The organism is Streptomyces sp. H27-C3, assembly GCF_030063415.1.
Classification (GTDB): domain Bacteria; phylum Actinomycetota; class Actinomycetes; order Streptomycetales; family Streptomycetaceae; genus Streptomyces.
This window is the reverse complement of sequence record NZ_JASITA010000001.1, coordinates 26424-52188: the sequence shown is the minus strand read 5'-3', so window position 1 is coordinate 52188 and position 25765 is coordinate 26424. Positions and strand designations below refer to the sequence as shown.

Below are 25765 nucleotides of genomic sequence, written 5' to 3'. Positions count from 1 at the left end.
GGCGTCACCGTCGACATCACCTGGCGCGGCGGCGCGGCCCGACGCATCGTGCTCACCGCCCGCCGCTCCGGTGAACTGACCGTACGCAACGGCCTGTTAACCGGCGGTGAGAAGAGATTCCGGGCCCACGGCGGGCAGCGCTACACCTTCACCGCGGCCGACTGACCCAGCAGCGACCCGACCCGGGCCGCCGAAGTGCCCAGCCCCGTGGGACCGCTCAGGTGCCACGGGGCGCCCCCGGTGCCCGACCGCAGATCCTCGTCGCGGTAACGCACGCAGTCACGATGCCAGTTGAGGATTCCGGCCAGCCAGTCCTTGAGCTCCTGCACATAGCCGTCAAGGATCTCGCGCGCCTCCCCGTCCAGCGCGAAGTCGACATAGAGCAGAGGCAGTTCGAGCTCGATGACATGCTCGAACTGGCGCAGTCGTCCCTTCATCAGGTCGTGCACCATGGCCATGGCTGTCGGGTAGTCGACGTCGAAGAAGTTCTGCACGACGAGGACGCCGTTGTGCACCTCGCCCTCGTACTCGATCTCCTTCTGGTACGAGAAGAGATCATTGAGCAGCGTGGCGTAGTCGACCGCGGCGTTCTCCAGCGAACGGATCGCCCCGCTGCGGTAGATCTCCGGCGGCACCCGGTCCCCGTGCGAGAGCCGGCACAGCCGCATCGTCAGGTCGGCGCCGAAGGTGAAACGCCGCATCTCGACGTAGTCCACCGGGTCGGGGATGCGGTTCTGCGCCTGGTTGGCCAGCTCCCACAGCCAACTCTCCAGCATGTCCTCGACCGCCTTGCGGAAGGTGATCCGCGAAGCCTCATTCATCGGCCCCGACGTGCGCTCCCACAGATCGGCGAGCCCGCGCTCCATCGCGTCGGACGGCTCCGGTGTCGGCCCGCCGTCCAGCGGAAGGAAGAGCAGCAGCCGCTCATGGGCCGCCCGCGCCCCGGGGAGATCGCGGGTGCGCCCGTAGATGACCGGGTACAGATCGTCGCCGTACGTGCCCCAGGTCAGCCAGTTCGACGACAGGTCCAACTCCTGGGGCGTCGCGCTCGGTTGCAGACCCGCCGAGCACAGGGGCAGATCGATGTTGCGCGCCCGCCGCTCGTCCCAGACGTGCGAGTCGGGACGCCCCGGCTGGGGCTGGAGAATCCCCATCCGGTGCGCCCACTCGATGTTGCGTTCCCGCGCGCCCGACAGATGCGGACTCAGGGTGACGTCGTAGGGGAGATCGAAGGCGGGCAGCAGGGACGGGCCGACGTGCTGGTACGGCACATGGGTGTGGCTGCGCCGGCGGGCCGTCTCGGCCCGGGGGGTGAAGTTGATCGAAGCGGCGGCCATGGCCCAGCCTGACTTGGCGGCCCCGGCCCCGGCCGCGACCCCGCCGTCGTTCATGTAGCGGCTGGAGCGCATGTGCCACTCGTGGCCGCCGGACTGCCAGTCCTGCAGACCCTTGGTGTACGCGAGGATGGAGGCGGTCTCGGCGGATGTGAGGCCCATCGAGGCGCACAGCGGCCCCAGTTCGGTCAGCACGGTGTTCTCGAACTGCTGGAGCCGAGAGGTCAGCAGATCGTTGACGGCGTCGGCCGCCTCCTGTGTCGTACAGCCCAAAAACGTCTCAAGGACCAGCACACCATTGCTGTTCTCGCCCTCGTTCTCCACCTCGCGCTGGTACGAGAACAAGTCGTTGCGCAGATGCACCGCGTCGGAGAACGCGTCGCGCAGCACGCACAGCGGTCGGGAGGCGGCGACCGGCGCCGGGACCTCCGCCTCCGCCGCGAACTCCACCAGGCCCGCCGACCAGGGCGCGCCGCCGACCTTGCGGCGCATCTCGATGTACTCGACGGGGTTGGCGATCCGCCCCTCGTCCATGTTGGAGAGCTCCCAGAGGGACTCGTTCAGCAGATGCTCGGTCGCCTCGGCGAACCGCATCCGCCATGCCGCGGACATGCTCGGCACGGTCCGCGCCCACAGATCGGCGAGCCCCGCCTCGACCGGATTCTCCGGCTCGGGGGTACCGTCGGCCAGATCCATCGGCATGAAGGCCGGCAGCCGGTCCAGGTACCGCTTCCCGCCCTCCCGGTCAAGGGACCGCTTGAAGGTCTCCAGGAAGTGGTCGTCGAAGAAGAAGACCCACACGTACCAATCGGTGACCAGCGCCAGCACATCGGCCGAGCAGTCCGGGTGGGTGTACGCGCACAGGAGCGCGTAGTCGTGGGCGTCGAGGTCGTGTTCCTCCCAGATGCCCGATCCCTCCAGCATCTCCATGCGGCGTGCCCAGTCCTTGGTGTGTCTGCGGGCCTCCTCCACGTGCGCGTTGAGCCGCGCCGGATACGGAACATAGAAGTCCGGCAGTGTGAAGGGCTGCTGAGCCATGTGCGTTCGGCCTTTCCAGTGGCGTCCGCGCGACAGCCGTGGCGCGGACCGGTCGATTCCGGGGCAGCCCTACCCGTCGCCCGAACGGCCCACGCACCGACCTGATTTATCACTCGAAAGGGGGACCGTCGACTCGAACAGCCGATGGTCCCCCTTGTGGACGCGGAGGTCTCCGCTACTTCACCACGCGCACGTCGGACGCCTTGACAAAGGCGACGCGGTGCCCGAACTGGATCGCGTAGTAGGCCTCCTTGCCCCGCACCACCCGATGCCCGGCGGTTTCGAAGGTCGGTGCGAAGTAGTACTCCCCGCGGGCGCGTTCGCCCGCCACGTACTTCTGCCCTGCGAGCAGCTTGTACGGCAGCGGCGTGACCGGCTGCACCGGGACGTTCGCGGGGTACGCCGCCGCCTCCGGATAGGCGCGCCCGTACACCGCGACGTCCGCGGCGCCGTTCCTGGGCGTCAGCAGCAGCCCCTTGGCGTTCACCGCGGTCGGCTGCTCGCGCGGATTGTGGAACCAGGCCGTCTGCCCCAGGTACCAGATCGCGGTCCAGTCGCCCTGCCGCCCGGCGACCGCGTACTGCTGCCCGGTGGAAGCGCGGGCGCCCGTGTCGTTGACGCCGATGTTCGAGTCCTGGCCGCCGGGCCGCAGCCCGCTGTCCTTCACCAGCGGGGCGTCAGCCGCTGGCGCGGTGTGCAGCCGGACGGCGCCCGAGCCGTGCGCGGCGCACGCCTCACCGGCCTTCACACAGCCCGTGTACGGCGGCCGGTGCTTCTGGTAGTCGGGCCGGATGGTCACTGCGCCGCTGTTGGGACCCGCCGTGCTGGTGAACGGCTTCCCGAGCAGCTGGAAGTAGTGCGCCCAGTCCCAGTACGGGCCCGGGTCGGTGTGCATCCCGGCGATGGTCGTGGCAGAGGTCCCCGGGACGTTGTCGTGGCCCAGGATGTGCCGGCGGTCCAGCGGGATGTCGTAGCGCTTCGCCAGGTACTTCACCAGCCGCGCCGACGTGCGGTACATCGCCTCCGTGTACCAGGCGTCCGGCGTCACCAGGAAGCCCTCGTGCTCCAGGCCCACCGACTTGGAGTTGATGTACCAGTTGCCCGCGTGCCAGGCCACGTCCTTGAGCGGCACATGCTGGGCGATGTGCCCGTCCGACGAGCGCAGCGAGTACTGCCAGGACACGTACTCCGGGTTCTGGACGAGCTTGAGTGTGGTGTCCCAGGTGGCCTCGGTGTCGTGGACGACGATGTAGTCGATCCCCTGGCTCTTGGGGCGGTCTGCCTTGTCGTGGTTGCCGTAGTCGCCCTCCCCGAACTCCTTGTACGGCGCGGGAATCCACTCGCACGCCACGGTGTGCGGGCACTCGGTGCGCCCGGCGTCGGCGGTGCGCAGCCCCAGCCGCGCGAGGTCGGTGTCGCCGGGCGCGAGCCCGGGGGCGGCGGGCAGGGCGACCTGCTGGCCTTCGTCGGTGGTGCGCCGCTGGCCGGTACGCAGCACGTCGTAGACGTCATTGGCATACGTCGTCGCGCTGGCGGTGTCGTCGGCTCCGGAGAAACGCGCGACCGCCCCGTACCAGTCGGCCGCGTCACCGCCCGATGGCCGCCCCAGCTCCTTCTGCGCGGCGGCCAGCAGCGCGGCGCCACCCTCGATGTTCGCCGCTGTGCTCTGCCGCAGCCGGTCGGCCGGCAGCCCGGTCAGATCGGCCGCGCGGTCCAGCGTGCGCAGCCTGGCGTGGAGTTCGGACGCCTTGGGCAGCTCGGCCTTCGCGGCCTTCCTGACGGCCCGCGCGGTGTCGCCGCGCGCGTCCTCCGTGCCCTGGCTGTGGTGCGGGGCCTCAGCGAGCGCCGTCCTCGCGTCGGTGAGGTGCATCGGACCGTAGCCGCCGGTCACACTGGGCGCCCCGCCGTGCGCGTCCCAGCGGGACTGCAGGTAGGCGACGCCGAGCAGGACACTCTGCGGCACCTGGTAGCGCGCGGCGGCCGCGGCGAAGGCGCGCTGCAGCGCGCCGGACGCGGGCTGCTCGGCGGTGACGGACGGAGAAGCCGAGACCAGGGGCAGCAACAGGGCGGCGGTCGCCACGAAGCCCCCCCGTACGCCCTGCGCGTCTGCGGGCGACTCCTGGTCGTACGGGCGAGGGGGCGGGGGCGGATCCTAGCAATGCAGCCTCCAGGAACGGGTGGTGCGCGACGGGGCCTGCGGGGCCGGACTGGACTAGGGGTATCGGCTCGCCGGCGATCCGTCAACGAGGCTCAGCCATAAGGAGTTCGCACGTCAGCGCGGGTCCGGCGGAGTTACGCACCGGTGGCGTCCGGGCCTGCGGCGCGTCAGTGGAGTGGACCAATGACCGCACGGCGAAACGCGTCTGTGCGGATGCGGTCGGTCGGCGGCCGCGTTCCGCGCGGCACGCGGACGCGCACTGGCCCACCCGGGTGACCAAACCCGGGTGGGCCAGTGCACTCCCCCCAGTCACGCGGTCAGCGCGTGCCGACCGCCGCGCGCACGGCCCGCCGTGCCAGCGCGCAGTCGTCGTGCAGCCGCCGCAACAGCAGCCGCTGCTCCTCACCGGTCGGCAGTGCGCCGGCCGGCGGCTGTCCTGCGGCGCCGTTCACCGACACGGGAGCCGTGTCGTGCATGGTGCGCTGCACAGCCGTTTCGTAGGTACGGATCTCCCGTGTCAGGATGAGCATCAGGTTCACCAGGAACGCGTCCCGCGCCGCGGGCCCCGAGGCCTGCGCCAGCTGACTGATCTGCCGCCGTGCCACCGGTGCGTCGCCCAGCACAGCCCACAGCGTCGCCAGGTCGTACCCGGGCAGATACCAGCCCGCGTGCTCCCAGTCGACCAGCACGGGCCCCGCGGGCGACAGCAGGATGTTGGAGAGCAGCGCGTCACCGTGGCAGAACTGCCCCATGCTCTGTCGGCCGACGCCGTGCAGCAGCTTCTGCAGATCGCCCAGATCCCGGTCGGTGAACAGACCCAGCGCGTGATAGCGGGCGATCCGCGGCGCGTAGTCGAGCGGCGCGTCGAACATCCCGGCCGGCGGCCGCCACGCGTTGACCCGGGCGATCGCGCCGAGGGCGGCACGCACATCGGCGCGCGGCGGGGCCTCGGCCGGATGCCGGGTGAGTGAGGCCACCCGGCCGGGCATCCGCTCGATGACCAGGGTGCAGTTGTCGGGGTCCGCGGCGATGAGCCGGGGCACCCGCACGGGTGGACGCTGCCGGACGAAGGCGCGGTATGCCGCTATTTCGTGACGGAACCGCTCGACCCACACGGGGGAGTGGTCGAGTAAACACTTGGCGACCGCGCTGGTGCGGCCTGTGGTGCCGACAAGCAGTACGGACCGGCCGCTGCGGCGCAGTACCTGTACCGGATTGAACTCCGGACAGATCCGGTGCACCGAGGCGATCGCCATGCGCAGCTGCGCGCCCTGGGAGCCGGACAAGTCGAGTCTCCCGCTGAGCGGTTGGGAACCCAGCCCTGGAGCGCGCCGGGCCCGACCGACGCCGAGCGCCGCCGCTGTGGCGTGGTTGGGGTCGAGATACGGTCCGCTGCCCGTCGCCATGGGACGGTACGGCCGAGGCGGGGCGGACACGGAGGACGATGCTGTGTACATGGGCGGTACAGATCCCTTCGCGCGCCGACTGATTACGTGCGCCGCCCGTCCCGGCAACCGACCAACACCCTGGGGAATGCCGTCCGGTTGTCGGGCCGGGGTGGCGCGTTCCTAACTGACACCCGGCTACGGGTGGCACACCATCTGGCGCACCCTGGCGAACCCTGGCGAATATCCCCGACGCATCTGACACGGGGCTACTGTCGAATCAGCCGAGAACCTGGGGGCTTGACGTGACCGGAGAATCCAACACCCGCCTGTCAGATCTGTTCGGTCTGGCCGGCTGGTCCAAGGGCGAACTCGCGAGACTGGTGAACCGGCAGGCGGCGGCCATGGGCCATCCGCAACTGGCCACCGACACATCGCGCGTACGACGCTGGATCGACATGGGGGAGACCCCACGTGATCCTGTGCCCAAGGTGCTGGCAGCTCTGTTCACCGAGCGACTCGGTCGTGTCGTGACCATTGAGGACCTCGGGTTCGGCCGGCACGGGCGCGCGGGTAATCGGCGGGACGTCAGGAACTCAGACAATCCCGACGGCCTGCCGTGGGCGCCCGAACGGACGGCAGCGGTCCTCACCGAATTCACGGGAATGGACCTCATGCTCAACCGACGCGGCTTGGTGGGCGCGGGCGCCGCGCTCGCCGCAGGCTCCGCACTCAGCAGCGCCATGCACGACTGGCTGCACAGCGACCCCGTCCTGTCGGCCGACGCTTCACGTATAGACGATCCCCTGCACGCCGACCCCGCTGGGTTCGACCGCTATGAGGCCGCCCCCATCGGGTCGCAGGAGATCGACGCACTGGAGCGCTCGGTCGAGGTGTTCCGCGCCTGGGACGCCGCTCGTGGCGGCGGCCTCCAGCGCAAGGCAGTGGTCGGGCAGCTCAACGAGGTGGGCGGCATGCTCGCCTACCATCACCCCGTTCATCTTCAGCGCCGCCTGTGGGGCGTCGCTGCCAACCTGGCGGTTCTGGCCGGCTGGATGTCGCACGACGTCGGCCTGGAACCCACCGCCCAGAAGTACTTCGTCATCGCCGCCCACGCGGCCCGTGAGGGCGGCGACCGCCCCCGCGCCGGGGAGGCCCTCTCCCGGGCCGCCCGTCAGATGGTGCATCTCGGAAAACCTGACGACGCCCTGGATCTGATGAAGCTTGCCAAGTCGGGCTCGGGCGACCAGATGCTGCCTCGCACCCGCGCCATGCTGCACACCATCGAGGCCTGGGCACAGGCCTCGTTGGGGCGCGGTCAGGCCATGCGGCGCACGCTGGGGGAGGCCGAGGACCTCTTTGTATCGGACAAGGGGGATGTCCCGCCGCCGAGTTGGATGCAGATGTTCGACGAGGCGGACATGCACGGCATGCAGGCCCTGGCCTACCGGACGCTTGCCGAGCACGAGCCCGCCGCGGCGGCCGCAGCGCAGCGGCACGCCAAGGAAGCCCTCGATCTCAGGGTGAACGGCCGACAGCGGTCGAAGATCTTCGACTACATCTCGATGGCCTCCGCCCTGTTCATCGCGGACGACCCGGAACAGGCCGACCGGTACGCACGCCTGGCGCTGGTGTCGATGGGGGAGACCTCCTCGCACCGCACCTGGGACCGGCTGCGCCACATGTACCGGCTCACCGGCCAGTACGCGGACTATCCCAAGATCGACGATCTGCGGACCGAGATCCAGCTGGTGATGCCGAGGAAGACGAACAGGAGCAGTGAGATCTGAGAATCCAGATCTGGAAGGCAATGAAGGAATGAATGAATGATCGGGGCGGCAGGTTACGCGCCGATCCTGGCGACCAGCACGCAGGCGTCGTTCTCGCGCTCCGCCTCGCCGAACTCCTCGACGGCCAGACGCACGCACTCCTGTGCGCCGCGGGCCTCGGCGAAGCGCGGCGCGAGTTCCAGGAGCCTGCCGGTGCCCGCATCGCCTGCGGGGCCACGGTGTGAAATTCCGTCCGTGTGCAGCATCAGCAGGTCATCGGCCCGCAGTTGCACCTCGGCCTGCTCGTAGGCGGCTCCGGATGTCGCCCCGAGCAGCACACCCTCGGGTGGTGTCAGAGCGCGCCCCGTCCCGTCGCGGAACAGCAGCGGGGCGGGGTGTCCTGCTTGGGCCCAGGTCAGCAGCCTGGTGGCCGGGTCGTAGCGGCAGCAGATCGCACTGGCCAGAGCGGGCTGTGTGGAGGCTTCGAGCAGCTGGTTGAGATGGCCGAGGAGGGCCCCGGGCCGGATGCCGGCCACCGCCATTCCGCGCAGCGCGCCCAGGAGCATCGCCATGGTGGAGGTGGCCGACACTCCATGACCGGTCAGATCACCGACGGTCAATAACATCTGCCCGTCGGGCAGTTCCAGCGCGTCGTACCAGTCCCCGCCGATCAGCGCACTCGTTGCGGACGGCAGGTAGTGGGCGGCGAGGCCGAGCGCGCCGGGTCCGGGACGCGGGGGTCGCAGGGAGCCGCGCCACGGCGGCAGCACGGCCTCCTGCAACTCGACCGCGACCCGGTGCTCGGTCTGTGCGATGTGCCGCTGGAGCTGCATCGAGTCGCGGGTCTCGCGCACCGCGCGCTGGCTTCGGCGCAATTCGCTGACGTCGCGCAGCACCGCCCACATGGAGGCGGTGCAGCCGTCGGCGTCGAGCACAGGCTCGCCCATCATGTGCAGGGTCCGCACGGATTCGTCGGTACGGACGATGCGGAACTCCCCGTCGATCGCCTTCCCATCCACCAGGCAGTCGGTCATCATCGTGGCCAGGGAAACCTGGTCCTCGGCGAAGAGCATCGAGGGCAGCTCGTCGAGGGAGAGCGGCCCGGCTTCGGGCGTACGGCCGAAGATCTCGTACAGCTCGTCGGACCAGGTCACCTCGTCGGTCAGCAGATTCCACTCCGCGCTGCCGACCCGGCTGAGCAGCGACCTGCTCGATGGGTCGGTGGGGACGTGTCCGGGGAATTCCTCGTGCACCTCGGTGGGCAGGCCCGTCTTCAGCTGCCCCAAGTGGGCGCCCAGATCGTCGAGTTGATGGACGGCCAGGTCGCACAGGGCGAGCTGCCAGCGACCGCGCGGGTCCTCCTCGCCCACCGAGGTGTCCTGGCGTACGGCGTCCACGTCACCGCGCAGGCGGCGCGTCCGCGTGATCAGAGCGTCGACCATGCCCCGCTCCGGAGGCTGCTGCGCAGGATGATCCGCGAACATGGGGGACGGCATCTGGTACTCCGATACAGGCGCGGCGCGGCCCTGTCTGAATGGATGGACCGGTTACGACTGTGGCACAGGCAGGTATGGCCCGTAAGGTATTTGGCAACACTCGATACGGTGGTGCTTATGGCATATGCCGTCGGCCTTGCGGGCGCCGACCGGGTCGCACTGTCGCCCGCCGCGGCCCGGTGGCCGACAGACCCGCCGAGACCTGCGGGCCCGCCCACCCGGCGGTGGGCGGGAAGCCGCCGGCCGCCCCGCGCGGGGCCGCGCGGCGCGGGCCCTACGGTGGGGCCCGCGCCGACCGAACGGTCAGGCAGCCCCACCCCGCTGTCCCACCCCGGCGGCCCGACGTGGGGGGTCGGTGTCGGGAACGCGCGCTCGGGAGATATCTTGATGTCGAGACGTGTCGACGTGAAGCGGAGTACCGGTGACTGACTCAACCATCATCTATACGCACACCGACGAGGCCCCGGCCCTGGCGACGTATTCGTTCCTGCCTGTGATCCAGGCGTACGCCTCGACGGCGGGCGTCAGCGTGGAGACGCGTGACATCTCCCTGGCCGGGCGGATCATCGCGAGCTTCCCGGAGCGTCTGGCGGAGGGGCAGCGCGTCGAGGACGCTCTTGCCGAGCTCGGCGCGCTCGCCAAGACCCCCGGGGTCAACATCATCAAGCTGCCGAACATCTCGGCCTCGATCCCGCAGCTCAAGGCGGCGATCGCTGAGCTTCAGCAGCAGGGCTACGTGCTGCCGGACTACCCGGACGACCCGAAGTCCGACGAGGACCGCGACGTCCGCTCCCGCTACGACAAGATCAAGGGCAGCGCCGTCAACCCGGTCCTGCGCGAGGGCAACTCCGACCGGCGCGCCCCCGCGTCGGTCAAGAACTACGCCAAGGCGCACCCGCACCGCATGGGCGCCTGGACGGCCGACTCGAAGACGAACGTCGCCCACATGGCGGCCGACGACTTCCGCTCCACCGAGAAGTCCGCCGTCATCGCCGCGGACGACTCGCTGCGCATCGAGCTGGCCGGCGAAGACGGCGCCACCACGGTCCTGCGCGAGTCGGTCCCCGTGCTCGCAGGTGAGGTCGTGGACGCGTCCGTCATGCACGTCGCGGCGCTGCGCGAGTTCTTCACCGCCCAGGTCGCCCGCGCCAAGGCCGAGGGTGTGCTGTTCTCCGTACACCTCAAGGCCACGATGATGAAGGTCTCCGACCCGATCATCTTCGGTCACGTGGTGCGCGCGTTCTTCCCGAAGACGTTCGCCCAGTACGGCGAGGCGCTCGTCGCCGCAGGTCTGTCGCCCAATGACGGGCTCGGCGGCATCCTCAAGGGCCTGGACTCGGTGCCGCACATCGGCGCCGAGATCAAGGCGTCCTTCGAAGCCGAGCTTGCCGAGGGCCCCGCCCTCGCGATGGTCGACTCCGACCGCGGCATCACCAACCTGCACGTCCCGAGCGACGTCATCGTCGACGCCTCGATGCCGGCCATGATCCGCACCTCGGGCCACATGTGGGGCCCGGACGGCGGCGAGGCCGACACCCTGGCGGTCATCCCCGACAGCAGCTACGCCGGTGTCTACCAGGTCGTCATCGACGACTGCCGCGCGAACGGTGCCTACGACCCGGCGACCATGGGCTCGGTGCCCAACGTCGGCCTGATGGCTCAGGCGGCCGAGGAGTACGGCAGCCACGACAAGACCTTCGAGATCCCGGCCGGCGGCACGGTCCGTGTCGTGAACAACGCGGGTGACGTCGTACTCGAGCAGCCCGTGGCCACCGGCGACGTGTTCCGCATGTGCCAGACCAAGGACGTGCCGATCCGCGACTGGGTCAAGCTCGCCGTCAACCGCGCACGCGCCACCGGCAACCCCACGGTGTTCTGGCTCGACGAGGGCCGGGCGCACGACGCCAACCTGATCGCCAAGGTCAAGGCGTACCTGCCCGAGCACGACACCGACGGGCTGCAGATCGAGATCATGACGCCGGAGGCGGCGACGGCGTTCTCGCTGGAGCGCATCCGCCGCGGCGAGGACACCATCTCGGTCACCGGCAACGTGCTGCGTGACTACCTGACGGACCTGTTCCCGATCCTGGAACTCGGTACGAGCGCCAAGATGCTCTCCGTCGTCCCGCTGATCAACGGCGGCGGCCTGTTCGAGACAGGCGCCGGCGGTTCCGCGCCGAAGCACGTCCAGCAGCTCGTCAAGGAGAACTACCTGCGCTGGGACAGCCTGGGCGAGTTCCTCGCGCTGGCCGTCAGCTTCGAGCACCTCGCGCAGACCACGGACAACGCGCGCGCCCAGATCCTCGCCGACACGCTGGACCGGGCGACCGGCACCTTCCTCAACGAGGACAAGTCGCCGAGCCGCAAGCTCGGCGGCATCGACAACCGCGGCAGCCACTTCTACCTCGCGCTGTACTGGGCGCAGGAGCTGGCCAAGCAGACCGAGGACGCGCCGCTGGCCGAGGCCTTCGCGGCTCTCGCCGGTTCCCTGTCCGAGCAGGAGCAGACGATCGTGGCCGAGCTCATCGCGATCCAGGGCTCACCGACGGACATCGGTGGCTACTTCCGGCCCGACCCGGTCAAGGCGGCGGCCGTGATGCGTCCGTCGAAGAGCTTCAACGAGGCCATCGCCACCCTCGGCTGAGGTTCCACGCAGTAACGCGAATGGTCCTGCGGACCGTCCGGGGGACGGTCCGCAGGACCTTTTCCGCGTGCTGGGCGCATGGAAGGCCCGGGGTCAGCAGGGGTTGTTCGCGTGGGTGAGGTCGTAAGCGGCTATCGCGTCCTCGCGCTCGTCCGTACGGCCGTTGTTGGGGTTGGAGTAGGAGCCGCACTCGACGATCGCGCGGGGCTTGGGTGTGCGCGACAGCGAGGCGTACTTGCTCCACATCATCTGGTCGTACGCGCCCTTCCAGGGCTGCGCCCCCGCGTTGACCTTCTCGCGGGTGAAGTCGAGCTGGCCCTGGGAGACGCGGACGCCGGGATGGACGAAGGTGGCGGGCGGCGCGTCGGCGGTCGAGGCTCCGGGCCAGCTGAGGAAACCGGCGGCCAACGCCGTCAGGGCCGCGGCGGTGGTGGCGAAAAGCGCAGCGCGCGGTGTGCGGCGGTGGCGCCTCTTCGCCGGCGTGTGGGGGTGTGGCATGTGGAGGACCATCCGTTCCTGTCTGTGAACGATGGGCGCCTCCTTGGGCGTGATGGTCGGTGAACCTAAAGGTCTGAACCAGACACGTCAAGGTGTGCGCTGGATCTGGCCGGGGCCGTGTGGGTCACCGGCCCGTCGGCCTGCTCGCGGTCGCCTCCCGCGGTGGGCGTCGCCGGCCGTCTCCGGTTGAATTGATCTCATGACCGTGTCCGAGAAAGACCTTCGAATGATCGACGGGCCGACCCTGGAGGCGTTGCTTCCGGTGGACGCCGCGATCGACGCCGTCCGCTCGGCCCTGCTCAATGGCCTCGACCCGTCGACCACCCCGCCTCGCACCCACGTCCCGGTCTCCGCGGGGCAGCTCCTCCTGATGCCGGCCGAGCACGGCGGTTACGCGGGTGTGAAGATCGCGGGCGTGGCGCCGGGCAACGCGCAGCTCGGCCTGGACCGCATCACCGGCGCGTATCTGTTGCTCGACGCCGCGACGCTGATCCCGCTCGCCGTGCTCGACGGCGCTGTTCTGACCCTGCGGCGCACCTCGGCGATCTCGGCCCTGGCGGTCGACTGCCTCGCCGCGCCCGACGCGAGCAGGCTGCTGCTGTACGGCACCGGGCCCCAGGCGCTGGCCCACGCCGAGGCCGTCCGGCAGGTCCGCCCGCTGAGCCGCGTCGACGTCGCGGGAACCCGGCCGCAGCGGGTGGACGCCTTCGTGGAGCAGTGCCGGTCCATCGGGCTGCCGGCCGCCGCTGCCGCCCCGGACGCGGTGCGTTCCGCCGACATCGTCGTGTGCTGCACATCGTCCGCCAGCCCGCTCTTCGACGGCGACGACCTCGCCGCGCACGCCACCGTGGTGGCCATGGGCTCGCACACCCCCGAAGCCCGGGAGACCGACACGGCCACGGCCACCCGCGCCACCGTCGTCGTGGAGGACTTCGCCACCGCGCTGCGTGAGGCGGGAGACGTGATCATCCCGGTGGCCGACGGTGACCTCGACGCGTCCGCTCTCGTACCGCTGGCCGATGTCGTGCGCGGCGGGTACCTGCCCGACGCCGGCCGTCCCCGGCTGTTCAAATCCACCGGAATGGCCTGGCAGGACCTGGTTGTCGCGGCCCGCGCGTACCGGGGCCGGTGAACGTGGCGTGAAGGGTCTGAGGAGCGCCCCCTGGGCGATCAAACGATTGTTCTACAAATTCGCGAGACTGAATGATGTGGTCTGTTGGTATTTAGACCATGGACATCTGCGTTCACTTTGAGCGTTCCTGTGGCTGCTTGGCGTCCGGACGTGTAACTTCGTGATCAGCTGTCGTGGTTCCGAAGTACCGTCGCCCGTGAGCGCGTTCGCGGGCGATTTTGCTGTTCAGCACATCTCCGGACCAGGGCGATCACCTCCGCCTCCCGCATGGTGCGGGAGGTGACTTGAGCCTTTGAAGGAGACAGATATGGCCAGCGGCACTGTGAAGTGGTTCAACTCGGAGAAGGGTTTTGGCTTCATTGAGCAGGACGGTGGAGGCCCCGACGTCTTCGCCCACTACTCGAACATCGCCACCCAGGGCTTCCGCGAGCTCCAGGAGGGCCAGAAGGTCACCTTCGACGTCACCCAGGGCCAGAAGGGCCCCCAGGCGGAGAACATCGTCCCCGCCTGAGGCTGAACCAAGCGTGACGCCCGTACCCCTCCAGGGTGCGGGCGTCACGCCGTTCGTCCCCGCGGGCCGTGCCCGGACGCCGTTCACCCTTTGCTCACAGGAGTCCAGGGCCAGCAGCAGACGCTTGTCGGCGAGCCACTCGCACAGCGCGGCCACCGGCATCCGGGGCGTGTGATCGGCGAAGTCGACGGCGTCGGAGACAGTGGCGAGCAGCAGCCCCTCGTCGCGCAGCTGTGCGAGGTCCGCCCGCCACACCCCGTCCGGATACCGCGGCGCGGCCTGCCGCGCGGCTCTCAGCGCCAGTCTCGACTTGCCGACGCCGCCGACCCCGGTCAGAGAGACCAGCCGGTGCCGCGCGAGCGCTTCCTGCACATGGCGCAGCTCGCCCTCGCACCGGACCAGAGTGGTCGTCTCTTCGGGAATGTTCCCCATCACGACCCCAGTCTGACCCCGCGATGAGAATGCCGTCTGCCGCTGTCGCATGCCACCCCCCCTGGTGATTTCGCGAACGACCGCGGCCGCGCCGCGAAATGAACCCGCAGCTCCATGGGTGGGAGAGGCGTGTGCGGCGGGCTGAGGGGCCGTCGGGGCAACGTGCGGAGGTCGGGACGTTTCGTATACGAGCTTTCCGCGGATGACCGCCAGAGGTCTTGACATCCCGGTTGGTCTGGACCATTTTTACGCCAGCGGTGGCCACCGTCGTCTTGTGTACCTCCCCCCCCGTCATCCCCATCCGGAGGCAGTAGTGGACCGCACCACATGCTCGCGAAGATGGTTCGGCAGAGCATTGACGGTTGTCGCCACAACCGCACTCACCGTCGCCGGACTGACCGCAACCGCCCAGGCGGCAGACGTCAATGTCGTCAAGAACGGCGGCTTCGAGTCGGGCCTCGCCAACTGGAGCTGTACCGCCGGCAGCGGAGCCACCGTCTCCAGCCCCGTGCACGGCGGTACGGCGGCCCTCAGGGCGACCCCGTCCGGGCAGGACAACGCGAAGTGCTCGCAGACCGTCGCGGTCAAGCCCAACTCGACGTACGCGCTGAGCGCCTGGGTGCAGGGCTCGTACGCCTACCTCGGTGCGAGCGGCACCGGCACGAGTGATGTGTCGACCTGGACGCCGGGCTCCGCAGGCTGGCAGCAGCTCAGCACCAGCTTCAGGACCGGCGCCAACACGGCCTCCGTCACCGTCTACACGCACGGCTGGTACGGCCAGGCCGCCTACCAGGCCGACGACCTGACCGTCGTGGGACCCGACGGCGGCGGGGGCACCGACCCCGAGCCCGGCATACCCGCCGCACCCGGCGGCCTCGCGGTCGGAGCGACCACGTCCTCGTCCGTCGCTCTGACCTGGAACGGGGTGTCCGGCGCGACCGGCTACAACGTCTACCGCAACGGCGCCAAGGTCCGCACGGAGACCGGGACTTCGGCGACCGTGACCGGGCTGAGCGCCTCCACCTCCTACCAGTTCCAGGTGGCCGCGGCCAACGCGGCCGGCGAGTCGGCGAAGTCGGCGGCCGTCACCGGGACTACCGGGGCCGGCGGCGGCGACCCGGGCAATCCCAATGTGCCCAAGCACGCGGTGACCGGCTACTGGCAGAACTTCAACAACGGCGCGGCCGTGCAGAAGCTCAGCGATGTGCAGTCGCAGTACGACATCATCGCGGTGTCCTTCGCCGACGCGACGCCCACGCCGGGCGCGGTCACCTTCAATCTCGACTCGGCCGGGCTCGGTGGTTACACCGTCGCCCAGTTCAAGGCCGACGTCGCGGCCAAGAGGGCAGCCGGCAAGTCAGTGATCATCTCGATCGGCGGCGAGAAGGGCACGATCTCCGTCAACAGCGCGGCCTCCGCGACGAACTTCGCGAACTCCGTGTACGCGCTGATGCAGGAGTACGGCTTCAACGGCGTCGACATCGACCTGGAGAACGGCCTCAACTCCACCTACATGACGCAGGCGCTGCGTTCGCTGTCGCAGAAGGCCGGCTCCGGCATGGTCCTGACCATGGCGCCGCAGACCATCGACATGCAGTCGACATCGGGTGAGTACTTCAAGACGGCGCTGGCGGTGAAGGGCATCCTGACCGTCGTCAACATGCAGTACTACAACAGCGGTTCGATGCTGGGCTGCGACGGCAAGGTCTACTCGCAGGGCTCGGTGGACTTCCTCACCGCACTCGCCTGCATCCAGCTGGAGGGTGGCCTCGCCCCGTCCCAGGTCGGCCTCGGCCTGCCTGCATCGACGAGAGGTGCGGGCAGCGGTTACGTATCGCCCACGATCGTGAACAACGCGTTGGACTGCCTGACGCGGGGCACGAACTGCGGCTCGTTCAAGCCGTCCAAGACCTACCCGGGCCTGCGTGGCGCGATGACGTGGTCGACGAACTGGGACGCGACGGCGGGCAACGCCTGGTCGAACGCGGTCGGTCCGCACGTCCACAACCTCCCGTAGGTCGCTTCCGAATCTGGCCCGGCAGCGCCGCCGTCACCCCTCCGGCGGCGCTGCCGGGCCGTACATGTACCGGCCGCATGGTCGTCGCACTCGCGGCGAAGGACGCCCAGCGGCGCCGGCGAGCCCCACGCCTCCCCGGTTGTCCTCCTGCGCGGCGAGCACGGCGTGGAGGGCCTCGGGGGTCGGTGCCTCGTGCGGAGCCCTGGACGTGTCGGGGTCCGCCAGTATTCTCGCCAGGCTCGCCATGGCGGCCGTGTGCGCGCCCGAGCCCTTCGCCGCGAGCGCGACGACCAGGTCCACGGGGTCGTTCGACTCGTGCCCGAACTCCACCGGCTGTTCGAGTCTCACCCATGACATGCCGGTCCTGAGAACGGCGGGCGAGGGCCGGGCGTGGGCGAACGCGAAGCCGGGCGCGATAACGATGTACGGCCCGTTCTCCTCCACGTTCCAGATCATTTCCGCGGTGTGGTCGCCGGTGCTGGTCCCGGTCGCGACCAGCAGCTCACCCGCCGCCCGGATCGCTTCTCACCAGTCCGCCGCCCGCACGTCCAGCCGCACGGCCTCGACGGGAATGAGCTCACTCAGTGCCACCATGTGACTGATCGATACACGCTTCCCGGGGAGCCGCCTACCTGCCCCGGCCCCGCGCACCACCGGCCCGGCAGAGGCCCCGCCACCCGTTCCATGCGTGGCTGACAACGGCCCGCCCCTCACTGAGGGCTACCTCATGTCGCTGTACGGACATGGCCCTCGCGTGGAGGCGGCACCCGCGCAGGGTGATGAGCGTCATCACGGCGGGCGGATGTGGGTCCTTCGTAGGGCGGCGGCTCCAACTCTGCTGCTGTGGTGCCGAGATGGCGGTCGGGTATCCATTTCAGCCATCCGTCTCGGGCGCGGCAGCGATGGTCGGGTGCGTGATCAGGTCGCTGACCGGGGGAGACCGAGCTAGAGTAATCGAACGGACGTACGATACGCGTATCGGGCAATTGACTGAAACAGGGTGGAGTGATGGAGGTGCGGCATGGAGGGCTTCGCCCATCTGCACGTCGCGTCCGGTTACTCCCCCCGCTACGGCGCTGCCCACCCCGAGCACCTGGTGCGGAGGGCGGCCGAGCGCGGTATGACGACGCTCGCGCTCACTGACCGGGACACGGTCACCGGCGTGGTGCGGTTTGCGCGGGCCTGCGCCGGGAGTGGTGTCCGGCCGCTCTTCGGCGTCGATCTGGCGGTGGAGGCCATTGCGCCTCCGCCGCCGGTGCAGCGGCGCCGCACCCCGGTGCGTGGTGGCGCGCACGTCGTCGAGCCGCCCCTGCGGTTCGTGCTGCTCGCGCAGAACCGGGCCGGATGGGCGCGGCTGTGCCGCATCACATCGGCCGCGCACGCCGGGACCGCGGCCGGCGCGGCGCCGGTGGTGGTGCCGTGGGAGGCGCTGCGCGAGTACGGCGGCGACGGTCTGACCGTACTGCTCGGACCGCTCTCGGAGCCGGTGCGGGCGCTGGCGGCAGGCCGGGAGGACGTCGCGGCGAAGCTGCTTGCGCCATGGCGGGAGATCTTCGGCGACGGGGTCCGGCTGGAGACGGTCTGGCACGACCAGCCCGGCACCGGGCCTGGCTCGCTGCGGCTCGCCGCCCGCACCCTGGCACTGGCCGACCGTACTGACACCACCGCCGTGTTCTCCAACGCCGTCCGCTACGCCGACCCGGACCAGCACCGGCTGGCCGACGTCCTGGACGCCGCACGGTTTCTGCGGCCCATCGACCGGCGCCGTCTGGACAGCGGGCAGCGCTGGCTCAAGGACGAGAAGTCGATGGCGGACATCGCGCGGCGGATCGCGGAGTGCGCCGGGGCGGATGCCCGGCGGGCCGAGCGCCTGCTGGTGGACACCGCGGCCACGGCGTTGGCGTGCACCGTCGATCCCGCGGCGGACCTCGGCCTCGGTACGCCGCACTTCCCGGAGCCGGCCGTGCTCGGAGCCGAGCCCGGCGCGGACGGCGCGGCGCGGTCGCTGCGCCGGCAGTGCGAGGCCGGCCTGGTCCGGCGCGGCCTGGACGGCGACCGCGCCACACTCGACCGGCTGGACGCAGAGCTCGCTGTGATTTCCCAGCTGAAGTACGACCCGTACTTCCTCGCCGTCGGACAGGTCGTGGCCGACATCCGTGAACTGGGCATCCGAGTCGCGGCCCGCGGCTCGGGCGCCGGGTCAATGGTCTGCCATGCACTGGGCATCGCCACGGCCAACCCTCTCGAACACCACTTGCTGTTCGAACGGTTCCTGAGCGTGCGACGACTCTCCCTTCCTGACATCGACATCGACGTGGAGTCCGCCAGGAGACTGGAGTGCTACGACGCGATCTTCGACCGGTTCGGCAAGGAGCGGGTCGCGGTCACCGCGATGCCCGAGACCTACCGAGCCCGCCGGGCTCTGCGGGACACCGGCCTCGCGCTGGGGATCGAGCCGGCGGACGTCGACCGGATCGCCAAGAGCTTCCCGCACCTTCGGGCATCGGACATCACCGGCGCGCTCGCCGAACTGCCCGAGCTGCGGTCCCTGGCGGCCGAAGCGGAGCGGTACGGGCCACTGTGGGAGCTGGCGGAAGGCCTCGATGCGCTGGTCCACGGCATGGCCATGCACCCCTGCGGACTGGTCATCAGTGACGCGACCCTCCTGGACCGGCTGCCGGTGCAACCCACACCTCAGGGCGACTACCCGATGGCAATGGCGGCAAAAGAGGAGATCGAGGCGCTGGGCAACATCAAACTGGACGTCCTGGGCGTACGGATGCAGTCCGCGATGGCCCACGCCGTCACGGAGATCGAGCGGGTGACCGGCAACCGCATCGACCTGGACAACCCGCAGCAGGTGCCACTCGACGACGTCTTCGCCTTCAAGCTCATCCAAGAGAGTCAGACGCTGGGCCTGTTCCAGTTGGAGTCACCCGGCCAGCAAGATCTTTTGTCCCGGCTCCAGCCCCGCGACCCGCAGGACGTCATCGCCGACATCAGCCTCTTCCGCCCCGGCCCGGTCGCCGGAGGAATGCCCGAGCGGTACATCGCCGCCCGCCACGGCGGCACGCCCTCCTACGCCCACCCGGACCTCGAACCCGTACTCGCCGACACCTACGGCGTGACCATCTGGCACGAACAGATCATCGAGACGCTGTCCGTCATGACCGGCTGCGACCGTGCTCTGGCCGAGATCGCCCGGCGGGCACTCGGGAACAAGGACCGGCTGCCCAGGATCAAGGACTGGTTCCATCGCGAGGCGCGCGCCCGCGGCTATACCACGGAGGTCCGCGACGAGGTGTGGAAGACAGTCGAGGCCTTCGGCGCCTACGGCTTCTGCCGGGCCCACGCGGTCGCCTTCGCCGTACCGGCCCTGCAAAGCGCCTGGCTCAAGGCGCACTACCCGGCCCATCTGCTGGCCGGCCTCCTCGAACACGACCCCGGTATGTGGCCCAAGCGCGTCCTCGTCTCCGACGCCCGCCGACGCGACGTCCCCGTCCTGCCCGCCGACGTCAACCGCTCCAAGGCGCAGCACACCGTGGAGCGGGCCGAAGGAGAACGCTGGGGCGTGCGGCTCGCGCTGTCCGCAGTGCGTGGCATCAGCGAGGAGGAGTGCGCCCGGATCGAGGATGGCCAGCCGTACGGATCCCTGTCGGACTTCTGGCAGCGGGCCCGCCCCACCAGGCCGGTCGCCGAACGCCTCGCCGAGATCGGCGCCCTGAGTCCCCTCCATGACGGGCGTCTCACACGGCGCGACCTGCTCCTGCAGATCGCTGAACTCCACCGGGCCTCCCGCACCCGGTCCGCGAGCAAGGGACAGCTGCCCATCGATACGAACGCCGTCGGAGGAGCGGAGCCGAGCGGCCTGCCGGAGATGACCGGACGCGAAGCCCTGGACGCGGAGCTGAACACTCTGGGCATCGACATCTCCAAGCACCTGATGGAGCATCACCACCGGCTGCTGCGGGAGATCGGCGCAACCGACGCGGTACACCTGGCCGGAGCCCGCACAGGTCAGCAGGTCCTCGTCGCCGGCGTGCGGGCCTCCACCCAGACCCCGCCGATCGCCAGCGGCAAGCGCATCATCTTCGTCACCCTGGAGGACGGCTCCGGTTTGGTCGACCTGGCCTTCTTCGAAGACTCCCACCCGGCCTGCGCGCACACCGTCTTCCACAGCGGACTGCTGCTGGTCCGCGGCACGGTCCAGGTGCGCGGCACCCGCCGGACCATCGTCGGCACCATGGCCTGGGACCTGGACGAGATCGCCGCCGCCCGCCGCGACCAAGGCCCCGAAGCCGCCCTTGCCCTGCTCGGCGCCAGTCATCCGCACCCGACCCCCGCGCAGCCGCATCGCACTCTGCCCAACAGCACGACAGGAGCCCGACTGCATCCCTACGCCGACCTGCAAACGGCCGGCAGCCGCTCGGCCGACCTGAGGAAGCTGGGCCACACCAGCCCGGGGAGCGCGGGATGACCACGAACCGACGGCACATCGCCCACCTGCACCTGCACGCCGTGCCGGACGAAGAGCAGTACGCCGACGCGATCGACCTGCTGACCGGCATCACCCCCCATGCCCAGGCGGTCTCGCCCGAAGCCGTCCAACTCGACCTCACCTCCGCGCTCAGGTACTTCGACCTGTCTCCCTACGACCTGGTCCAGCTGGCGCAGCTACGGCTGATGGGCCTGTACGGCATCGAAAGCAGCGCAGGGCTCGCGGCCAACCGTATGCTGGCCACCATGGCGGCCGACGCGTCCGCGCCGGGAAGCGCCACGTGGGTCCCCGCCGAACAGGCCGTCGGCTGGCTGCGCCCCCGACCGGTCACCGCGCTGCCCGGGATCGGCCGCGTCACAGCGACCACGCTCGGCAGATATGGCCTGCACACCATCGGCCAGGTCGCCGACGTACCCGCCGCGACCCTGCAACGTTTCCTCGGCGTCGGCCCCGCTCGGCTGCTGGCCGAACGTGCCCAGGGCCGGGACCCCCGACCGGTCACCCCGCTGGAACCGGCAGCGCGCCTGGTCGCCAACCTCGTACTGGACCAGGACTGCCTCGACCCGGCGCGGCACCACCGGGCCGTCCTGGGACTCGCCGAGCAGATCGGCCAACGCCTGCGTGGTGAAAGCCAGATCACCGGCCGGCTCACTCTCACGGTGCGGTACGCCGACCGCAGTTCCACCACGCGCGTGCGTCCCCTGCCGGAATCCACCAACCACTCGCCCGCCCTCGCCATGACGGCCTTGGGCCTGCTGTATGCCCTCGGGCTGCAGCGCGCAAGAGTTCGAGCATTTGTGGTCCGCGCCGACCATCTGCTGTCGGCCGACGACGCTCACCATCAACTCTCCCTGGACCCCCGTGACGACCGTGCCCGCACCGCCGAAGCGGCTGCGGACCGAGCCCGCCGCCGCTTCGGTCCAAGAGCCGTATATCCCGCCGCTCTGGCCAATGACCAGCACCATCAGGACCGGCCCTTGACCACGAGTTGACGCTGTCGCGGTCGACGCCGGGCCGCAGGAGGGCGTCGACCTGGTGGCCGGGGTTCCGGTCCCAAGAAGCACGCCAAGCGGCTCATCGCGGCCGGAGTCGAGCTGAGGAGGCGTGGCGATGACCGCGTTTGACAAGTACCTGCACGCGGTCATGGTGCGGGCGACATACGAAGCCCGCGAAGACGGATCGGCGGTGGTCGAGGCACACCATCTCCTGCTGTCGGTCGCCGCCGAGCGGGAGGCCGTCACCTATCAGGTTCTGGCCTCGGCCGGGCTCGATCATGGTGGTGTCCGCGACGCGCTTGACCGGGAGTTCGAGCACAGCCTGCGTGCCGTCGGAGTGTCTCAGGCTGCCCTGGTCGTGTGGTCCGTGCCGCGTCGTCTGCGACCCGGACCCGACGGGCGGCCGAGGACGCGGACAGGGCGGCGTAGGCCGACGCGGTGTCGGCGTACACCGCCCTGGGGCGGGACGAGCTGGGGGAGGCAGCCCGCGCTGTCATGGCGGTTACTTCGGGTCGCGGCTGAACTTCGAGGTCGACCAGAAGTAGCCGAGCACCGCGAGGCCCAGGCACCAGGCGACCGCGAGCCACCCGTTGTTGCCGATCTCGGTGCCGAGCAGCAGGCCGCGCAGGGTTTCGATGGCCGGGGTGAAGGGCTGGTATTCGGCGATCGGCTGGAACCAGCCCGGCATCGTCTCGACGGGGATGAAGGCGCTGGAGAAGAGCGGCAGCAGGATCATCGGCAGCGCGTTGTTGCTGGCGGCCTCGGCGTTGGGGCTGATGAGGCCCATGCCGACCGCGATCCAGGTGAGTGCCATGGCGAAGAGCACGAGCAGTCCGAACGCCGCCAGCCACTCAAGGACGGTGGCATCGGTGGAGCGGAAGCCGATGGCGACGGCCACGGCGCCCACGAGGACCACACTCATGATCGACTGCAGGACGCTGCCGACGACGTGTCCGATGATCACTGAGCCGCGGTGGATGGCCATGCTGCGGAAGCGGGCGATGATGCCCTCGGTCATGTCGCTGGAGACGGAGACCGCGGTCCCGACCACGGTGCCGCCGATGGTCATCAGCAGGATGCCCGGGACGATATAGGCGATGTACTCGGAGCGGTCCGCACCGCCGCCGCCGATGCCCGCGCTCATCACGTCGCCGAAGATGTAGACGAAGAGCAGCAGCAGCATGATCGGGGTGAGCAGCAGGTTCAGGGTGAGCGAGGGGTAGCGCCGTGCGTGCAGGAGGTTGCGGCGCAGCATCGTGGACGAGTCGCGTACGGCGAGGGACAGGGTGCTCATCGGGCGTTCTCCTTGGGCTGGTTGGGGACGTTGGTGGCGGTGGTCAGGGCGAAGAAGACGTCGTCGAGGTCGGGGGTGTGCACGGTCAGTTCGTCCGCCTCGATGTCGGCCGAGTCGAGCCAGTCGAGGATCGAGCGCAGCTCGCGCTGGCTGCCGTCGCTGGGGATGCTCAGGGACAGCGATTCGTCGTCCCGGGTGATCTCGCGCAGGGTGACGGCCGCGTGCTCGTACGCCTGCGGCTCGGCGAACCGCAGCCGCACGTGTCCGCCGGGGATGAGCCGCTTCAGCTCCTCGGCGGTGCCCTGGGCGGCGATCTTGCCGTCGTTGAGCACGGCGATGCGGTCGGCGAGTTCGTCGGCCTCCTCCAGGTACTGGGTGGTGAGGAAGACGGTGACGCCGTCGGTGACGAGCTCGCGGATGATCTGCCACATGTTGTGGCGGCTGCGCGGGTCGAGGCCGGTGGTCGGCTCGTCGAGGAAGATGATCCGCGGGTTGCCGACCAGGGTCATAGCGAGGTCGAGGCGGCGCTTCATGCCGCCGGAGTAGCTCTGAGCGGGCTTCTTGGCGGCGTCGACGAGGTCGAAGCGCTCCAGCAGCTCGGCGGTGACCCGCCGCCCCTCGCGCTTGGACAGGTGGTGCAGGTCGGCCATGAGGAGCATGTTCTCCTCGCCGGTGATCAGCCCGTCGATGGCGGAGAACTGCCCGGTCACGCCGATCGCGGCCCGCACGGCCTGCGGGTCGGCGGCCAGGTCGTGGCCGCCGACGTGGATGTCGCCGGAGCCGGGGTCGGCGGTGATGAGGGTGGAGAGGATCTTCACGACGGTGGTCTTGCCGGCGCCGTTCGGCCCGAGCAGCGCGAACACGGACCCGGCCGGGATGCGCAGATCGATGCCGTCGAGGACGAGCTTGTCGCCGTAGGACTTGCGCAGACCGACGGTGGACACGGCGGCGGGCGGCTGGTGGCCGTTGCCACTTTTGGATGTGGGCATGACAGATGAAGGCATGGGGCCCTCCCGATCGAAGGCTGGAATGGAGAGACTGGAATGGAGTGAAAAGGCTCAGGCGCGGGCGCGGCGGACGTCGATGTTGCCCCAGCGAGTACGGGCGCGGACCTCAACGGTGTCCTCGGACTTCTCCGGGCTCTCGGAGGCGGTGAGTGTGTTGCGCACCTGCCCGCGGCCGGAGCTGACGTCGAGCCAGGCGGCGGTGCCCTCGCGGATGCCGACATCGATGGCTCCGTAGTTGGTCTCCAACTGGATGGTGCCGCAGGCGACTTCGGCGACGCGCAGCGTGCCGTGGGCGGTGGTGGCGGCGACCGAGCCCTCGGCGCGCTCGATGATGATGTCGCCGTTGGAGCCGCTGACCCGCAGGTCGCCGGTCGCAGTGCCGACGGTCGTGGTGCCGTGCGAGTTCTTCAGGACGGCGGTGCCGTCGACAGTGCCGACGCGAATGCTGCCGGAGCTGGTGGTGATCTCGGCGGGGCCCTCGACCCGGTCCACGGCGATCGAGCCGTGCGAGGCGGTCAGCTGGAGCGGTCCGGTCGTGTCGAGTCGGACGTCACCGGACGAGGTCTTCACGCGGACTTCACCGAGTCGGCCCTCGCCGAGCACCTGGGCCCAGGCGCCGGTCATGTCGACGCGCGAGCCCGCGGGCAGTTCGACCGTCACGTCGACGGTGCCGGTGCGCCCGAGGGGGTAGCGCTGCTTGGGCGTCCGGACGGTCAGGACGCCGCTCGCGTACGTGACCTCGGTCTGTTCGGCGGCCCGCACGTCCTGGTCCTTCTTCGGGTCACGGGGAGCGACGTCCACGACGGTGTCGGCGCGGTCGGCCGCGGCGAACTGGATGGATCCCGCGTCCACACGGGCGTTGACCGAGATCGGCTGGGGAGTGTCGAAAGTAGGCATGGCTGTCCCGTCCTCTTGGGTGCTCGTGGCGTCCCCGCTGGTGGGGCGGGTGCGAGTGAAGTCGTTGTGCGGGGCTGGTTAATGCACCCAGCCCGTGAAGTTCTGGCCGATGGTCCTGGTCTTCGCGGGGGCCGGCGGGGTGGCGGCGCCGCCCGTGCCGACCGCGGCCGACACGACGCGTACGAGCCAGGTGTTGACCGACAGGCCCTCGCTGCCCGCCGCCTCCTCGGCGCGGGTCTTGAGGTGGGCGGGCAGGCGCAGATTGACGCGGGCGGTGCCGCCCTCGTCCGTGTCGGCGGGGACCGGGACCGGTGCGGGCGCCGGTGCGTCGAGCGGTTCGGTCCGGTCCTCGTGCTGCGGCAGCACCACCACGAAGTCGGGGTCGAGGCCACGCAGCCGTACGTCGACCGAGCCGGGGGCGAGTTCACGGGTGATCTCGTCCATGGCGGCGGACAGCACATTGAGCAGGGTCAGGCGGGTCGCCGACTCCAGCGGCGCGGTCAGCCGCTCGGCGAGCTCGCGGGCTTCGTCACCCCCGGCTTCGGCGGCCACCGCCAGTTCCCTGTGGAGTGTTTCGATGTACGGCGTGAGGTCCATGACGCAATAGTGGCACCATTGTGGCGCCATTGGCAAGCTTGAAGGTGCGATATGTGGCGCGCG

The 25765-nt window shown here is 69.9% G+C and carries 16 protein-coding genes and 3 pseudogenes; 9 read left to right on the top strand and 10 right to left on the bottom strand.

Annotated features, from left to right (window positions below; genetic code table 11):
- Positions 1-140: 140 nt before the first annotated feature.
- The 3 genes from QMK30_RS00270 to QMK30_RS00260 all read right to left on the bottom strand — a co-directional run bounded on the left by QMK30_RS00270 (position 141) and on the right by QMK30_RS00260 (position 5987).
- A complete protein-coding gene (locus QMK30_RS00270) occupies positions 141-2372 on the bottom strand; it encodes a terpene synthase family protein (RefSeq protein ID WP_283515039.1) in 2232 nt (743 codons plus the stop codon).
- A 175-nt stretch (positions 2373-2547) separates the two neighbouring features.
- The gene (locus QMK30_RS00265) at positions 2548-4452 is read right to left on the bottom strand and encodes an N-acetylmuramoyl-L-alanine amidase (RefSeq protein ID WP_283515038.1); all 1905 of its coding nucleotides are present in this window, start codon (positions 4450-4452) and stop codon (positions 2548-2550) included.
- A 395-nt stretch (positions 4453-4847) separates the two neighbouring features.
- The gene (locus QMK30_RS00260) at positions 4848-5987 is read right to left on the bottom strand and encodes an aminoglycoside phosphotransferase family protein (RefSeq protein ID WP_283515037.1); all 1140 of its coding nucleotides are present in this window, start codon (positions 5985-5987) and stop codon (positions 4848-4850) included.
- Between the two features lie 233 nt (positions 5988-6220).
- Here QMK30_RS00260 and QMK30_RS00255 point away from each other — a divergent pair, with 233 nt between their 5' ends.
- Entirely contained in the window at positions 6221-7705 is a 1485-nt protein-coding gene (locus tag QMK30_RS00255) for a DNA-binding protein NsdB (RefSeq protein ID WP_283515036.1), read from the top strand.
- Positions 7706-7758: 53 nt separating this feature from the next.
- On the opposite strand, the gene QMK30_RS00250 is transcribed toward QMK30_RS00255, so the two are convergent.
- Complete coding sequence (locus QMK30_RS00250; protein ID WP_283515035.1) at positions 7759-9180, bottom strand: PP2C family protein-serine/threonine phosphatase; 1422 nt, start codon at positions 9178-9180, stop codon at positions 7759-7761.
- A 421-nt stretch (positions 9181-9601) separates the two neighbouring features.
- Between QMK30_RS00250 and QMK30_RS00245 the strand changes: the two genes are divergently transcribed.
- Complete coding sequence (locus QMK30_RS00245) at positions 9602-11824, top strand: NADP-dependent isocitrate dehydrogenase (RefSeq protein ID WP_283515034.1); 2223 nt, start codon at positions 9602-9604, stop codon at positions 11822-11824.
- Between the two features lie 123 nt (positions 11825-11947).
- On the opposite strand, the pseudogene QMK30_RS00240 reads toward QMK30_RS00245, so the two are convergent.
- Positions 11948-12322: pseudogene (locus QMK30_RS00240) on the bottom strand (alginate lyase family protein); the annotation flags it as partial.
- Positions 12323-12521: 199 nt separating this feature from the next.
- On the opposite strand from QMK30_RS00240, the gene QMK30_RS00235 reads away from it, so the two are divergent.
- From QMK30_RS00235 to QMK30_RS00220, 4 genes are all read left to right on the top strand, one after another.
- Positions 12522-13454, top strand: a complete 933-nt coding sequence (locus QMK30_RS00235; protein WP_283515033.1) for an ornithine cyclodeaminase family protein — start codon at positions 12522-12524, stop codon at positions 13452-13454.
- Positions 13455-13761: 307 nt separating this feature from the next.
- Positions 13762-13965 carry a cold-shock protein gene (locus QMK30_RS00230; protein ID WP_107014974.1) on the top strand — a complete coding sequence of 68 codons (204 nt, stop codon included), beginning with the start codon at positions 13762-13764 and terminating at the stop codon, positions 13963-13965.
- A gap of 90 nt (positions 13966-14055) precedes the next feature.
- Complete coding sequence (locus QMK30_RS38645; RefSeq protein ID WP_502963022.1) at positions 14056-14424, top strand: hypothetical protein; 369 nt, start codon at positions 14056-14058, stop codon at positions 14422-14424.
- A gap of 175 nt (positions 14425-14599) precedes the next feature.
- Positions 14600-16414: a chitinase gene (locus QMK30_RS00220; protein WP_502963021.1), complete on the top strand. Its 1815-nt coding sequence runs from the start codon at positions 14600-14602 to the stop codon at positions 16412-16414.
- A gap of 155 nt (positions 16415-16569) precedes the next feature.
- On the opposite strand, the pseudogene QMK30_RS00215 reads toward QMK30_RS00220, so the two are convergent.
- A pseudogene (locus tag QMK30_RS00215) lies at positions 16570-16933 on the bottom strand (PTS sugar transporter subunit IIA); the annotation flags it as partial.
- 502 nt (positions 16934-17435) lie between these two features.
- On the opposite strand from QMK30_RS00215, the gene QMK30_RS00210 reads away from it, so the two are divergent.
- The 3 genes and pseudogenes from QMK30_RS00210 to QMK30_RS00200 form a co-directional block, all read left to right on the top strand.
- Complete coding sequence (locus QMK30_RS00210; RefSeq protein WP_283515031.1) at positions 17436-20891, top strand: DNA polymerase III subunit alpha; 3456 nt, start codon at positions 17436-17438, stop codon at positions 20889-20891.
- Positions 20888-21904, top strand: coding sequence for a DNA polymerase Y family protein (locus QMK30_RS00205; protein WP_283515030.1), 1017 nt, complete (start codon positions 20888-20890; stop codon positions 21902-21904). Before QMK30_RS00210 ends, QMK30_RS00205 begins: the two co-directional genes overlap by 4 nt.
- Positions 21905-22022: 118 nt before the next feature.
- A pseudogene (locus QMK30_RS00200) lies at positions 22023-22181 on the top strand (Clp protease N-terminal domain-containing protein); the annotation flags it as partial.
- Between the two features lie 228 nt (positions 22182-22409).
- Here the strand turns inward: QMK30_RS00200 and QMK30_RS00195 are convergent.
- The 4 genes from QMK30_RS00195 to QMK30_RS00180 all read right to left on the bottom strand — a co-directional run bounded on the left by QMK30_RS00195 (position 22410) and on the right by QMK30_RS00180 (position 25702).
- Positions 22410-23201, bottom strand: a complete 792-nt coding sequence (locus QMK30_RS00195; protein WP_283515029.1) for an ABC transporter permease — start codon at positions 23199-23201, stop codon at positions 22410-22412.
- Positions 23198-24190 (bottom strand): ATP-binding cassette domain-containing protein, encoded by a 993-nt coding sequence (locus tag QMK30_RS00190; RefSeq protein ID WP_283515028.1) that lies wholly within the window; start codon positions 24188-24190, stop codon positions 23198-23200. The genes QMK30_RS00195 and QMK30_RS00190 overlap by 4 nt, the downstream gene beginning before the upstream one ends.
- Before the next feature lie 69 nt (positions 24191-24259).
- Positions 24260-25105 carry a DUF4097 family beta strand repeat-containing protein gene (locus QMK30_RS00185; RefSeq protein WP_283515027.1) on the bottom strand — a complete coding sequence of 282 codons (846 nt, stop codon included), beginning with the start codon at positions 25103-25105 and terminating at the stop codon, positions 24260-24262.
- A gap of 78 nt (positions 25106-25183) precedes the next feature.
- Positions 25184-25702 carry a hypothetical protein gene (locus QMK30_RS00180; protein ID WP_283515026.1) on the bottom strand — a complete coding sequence of 173 codons (519 nt, stop codon included), beginning with the start codon at positions 25700-25702 and terminating at the stop codon, positions 25184-25186.
- Positions 25703-25765 lie beyond the last annotated feature (63 nt).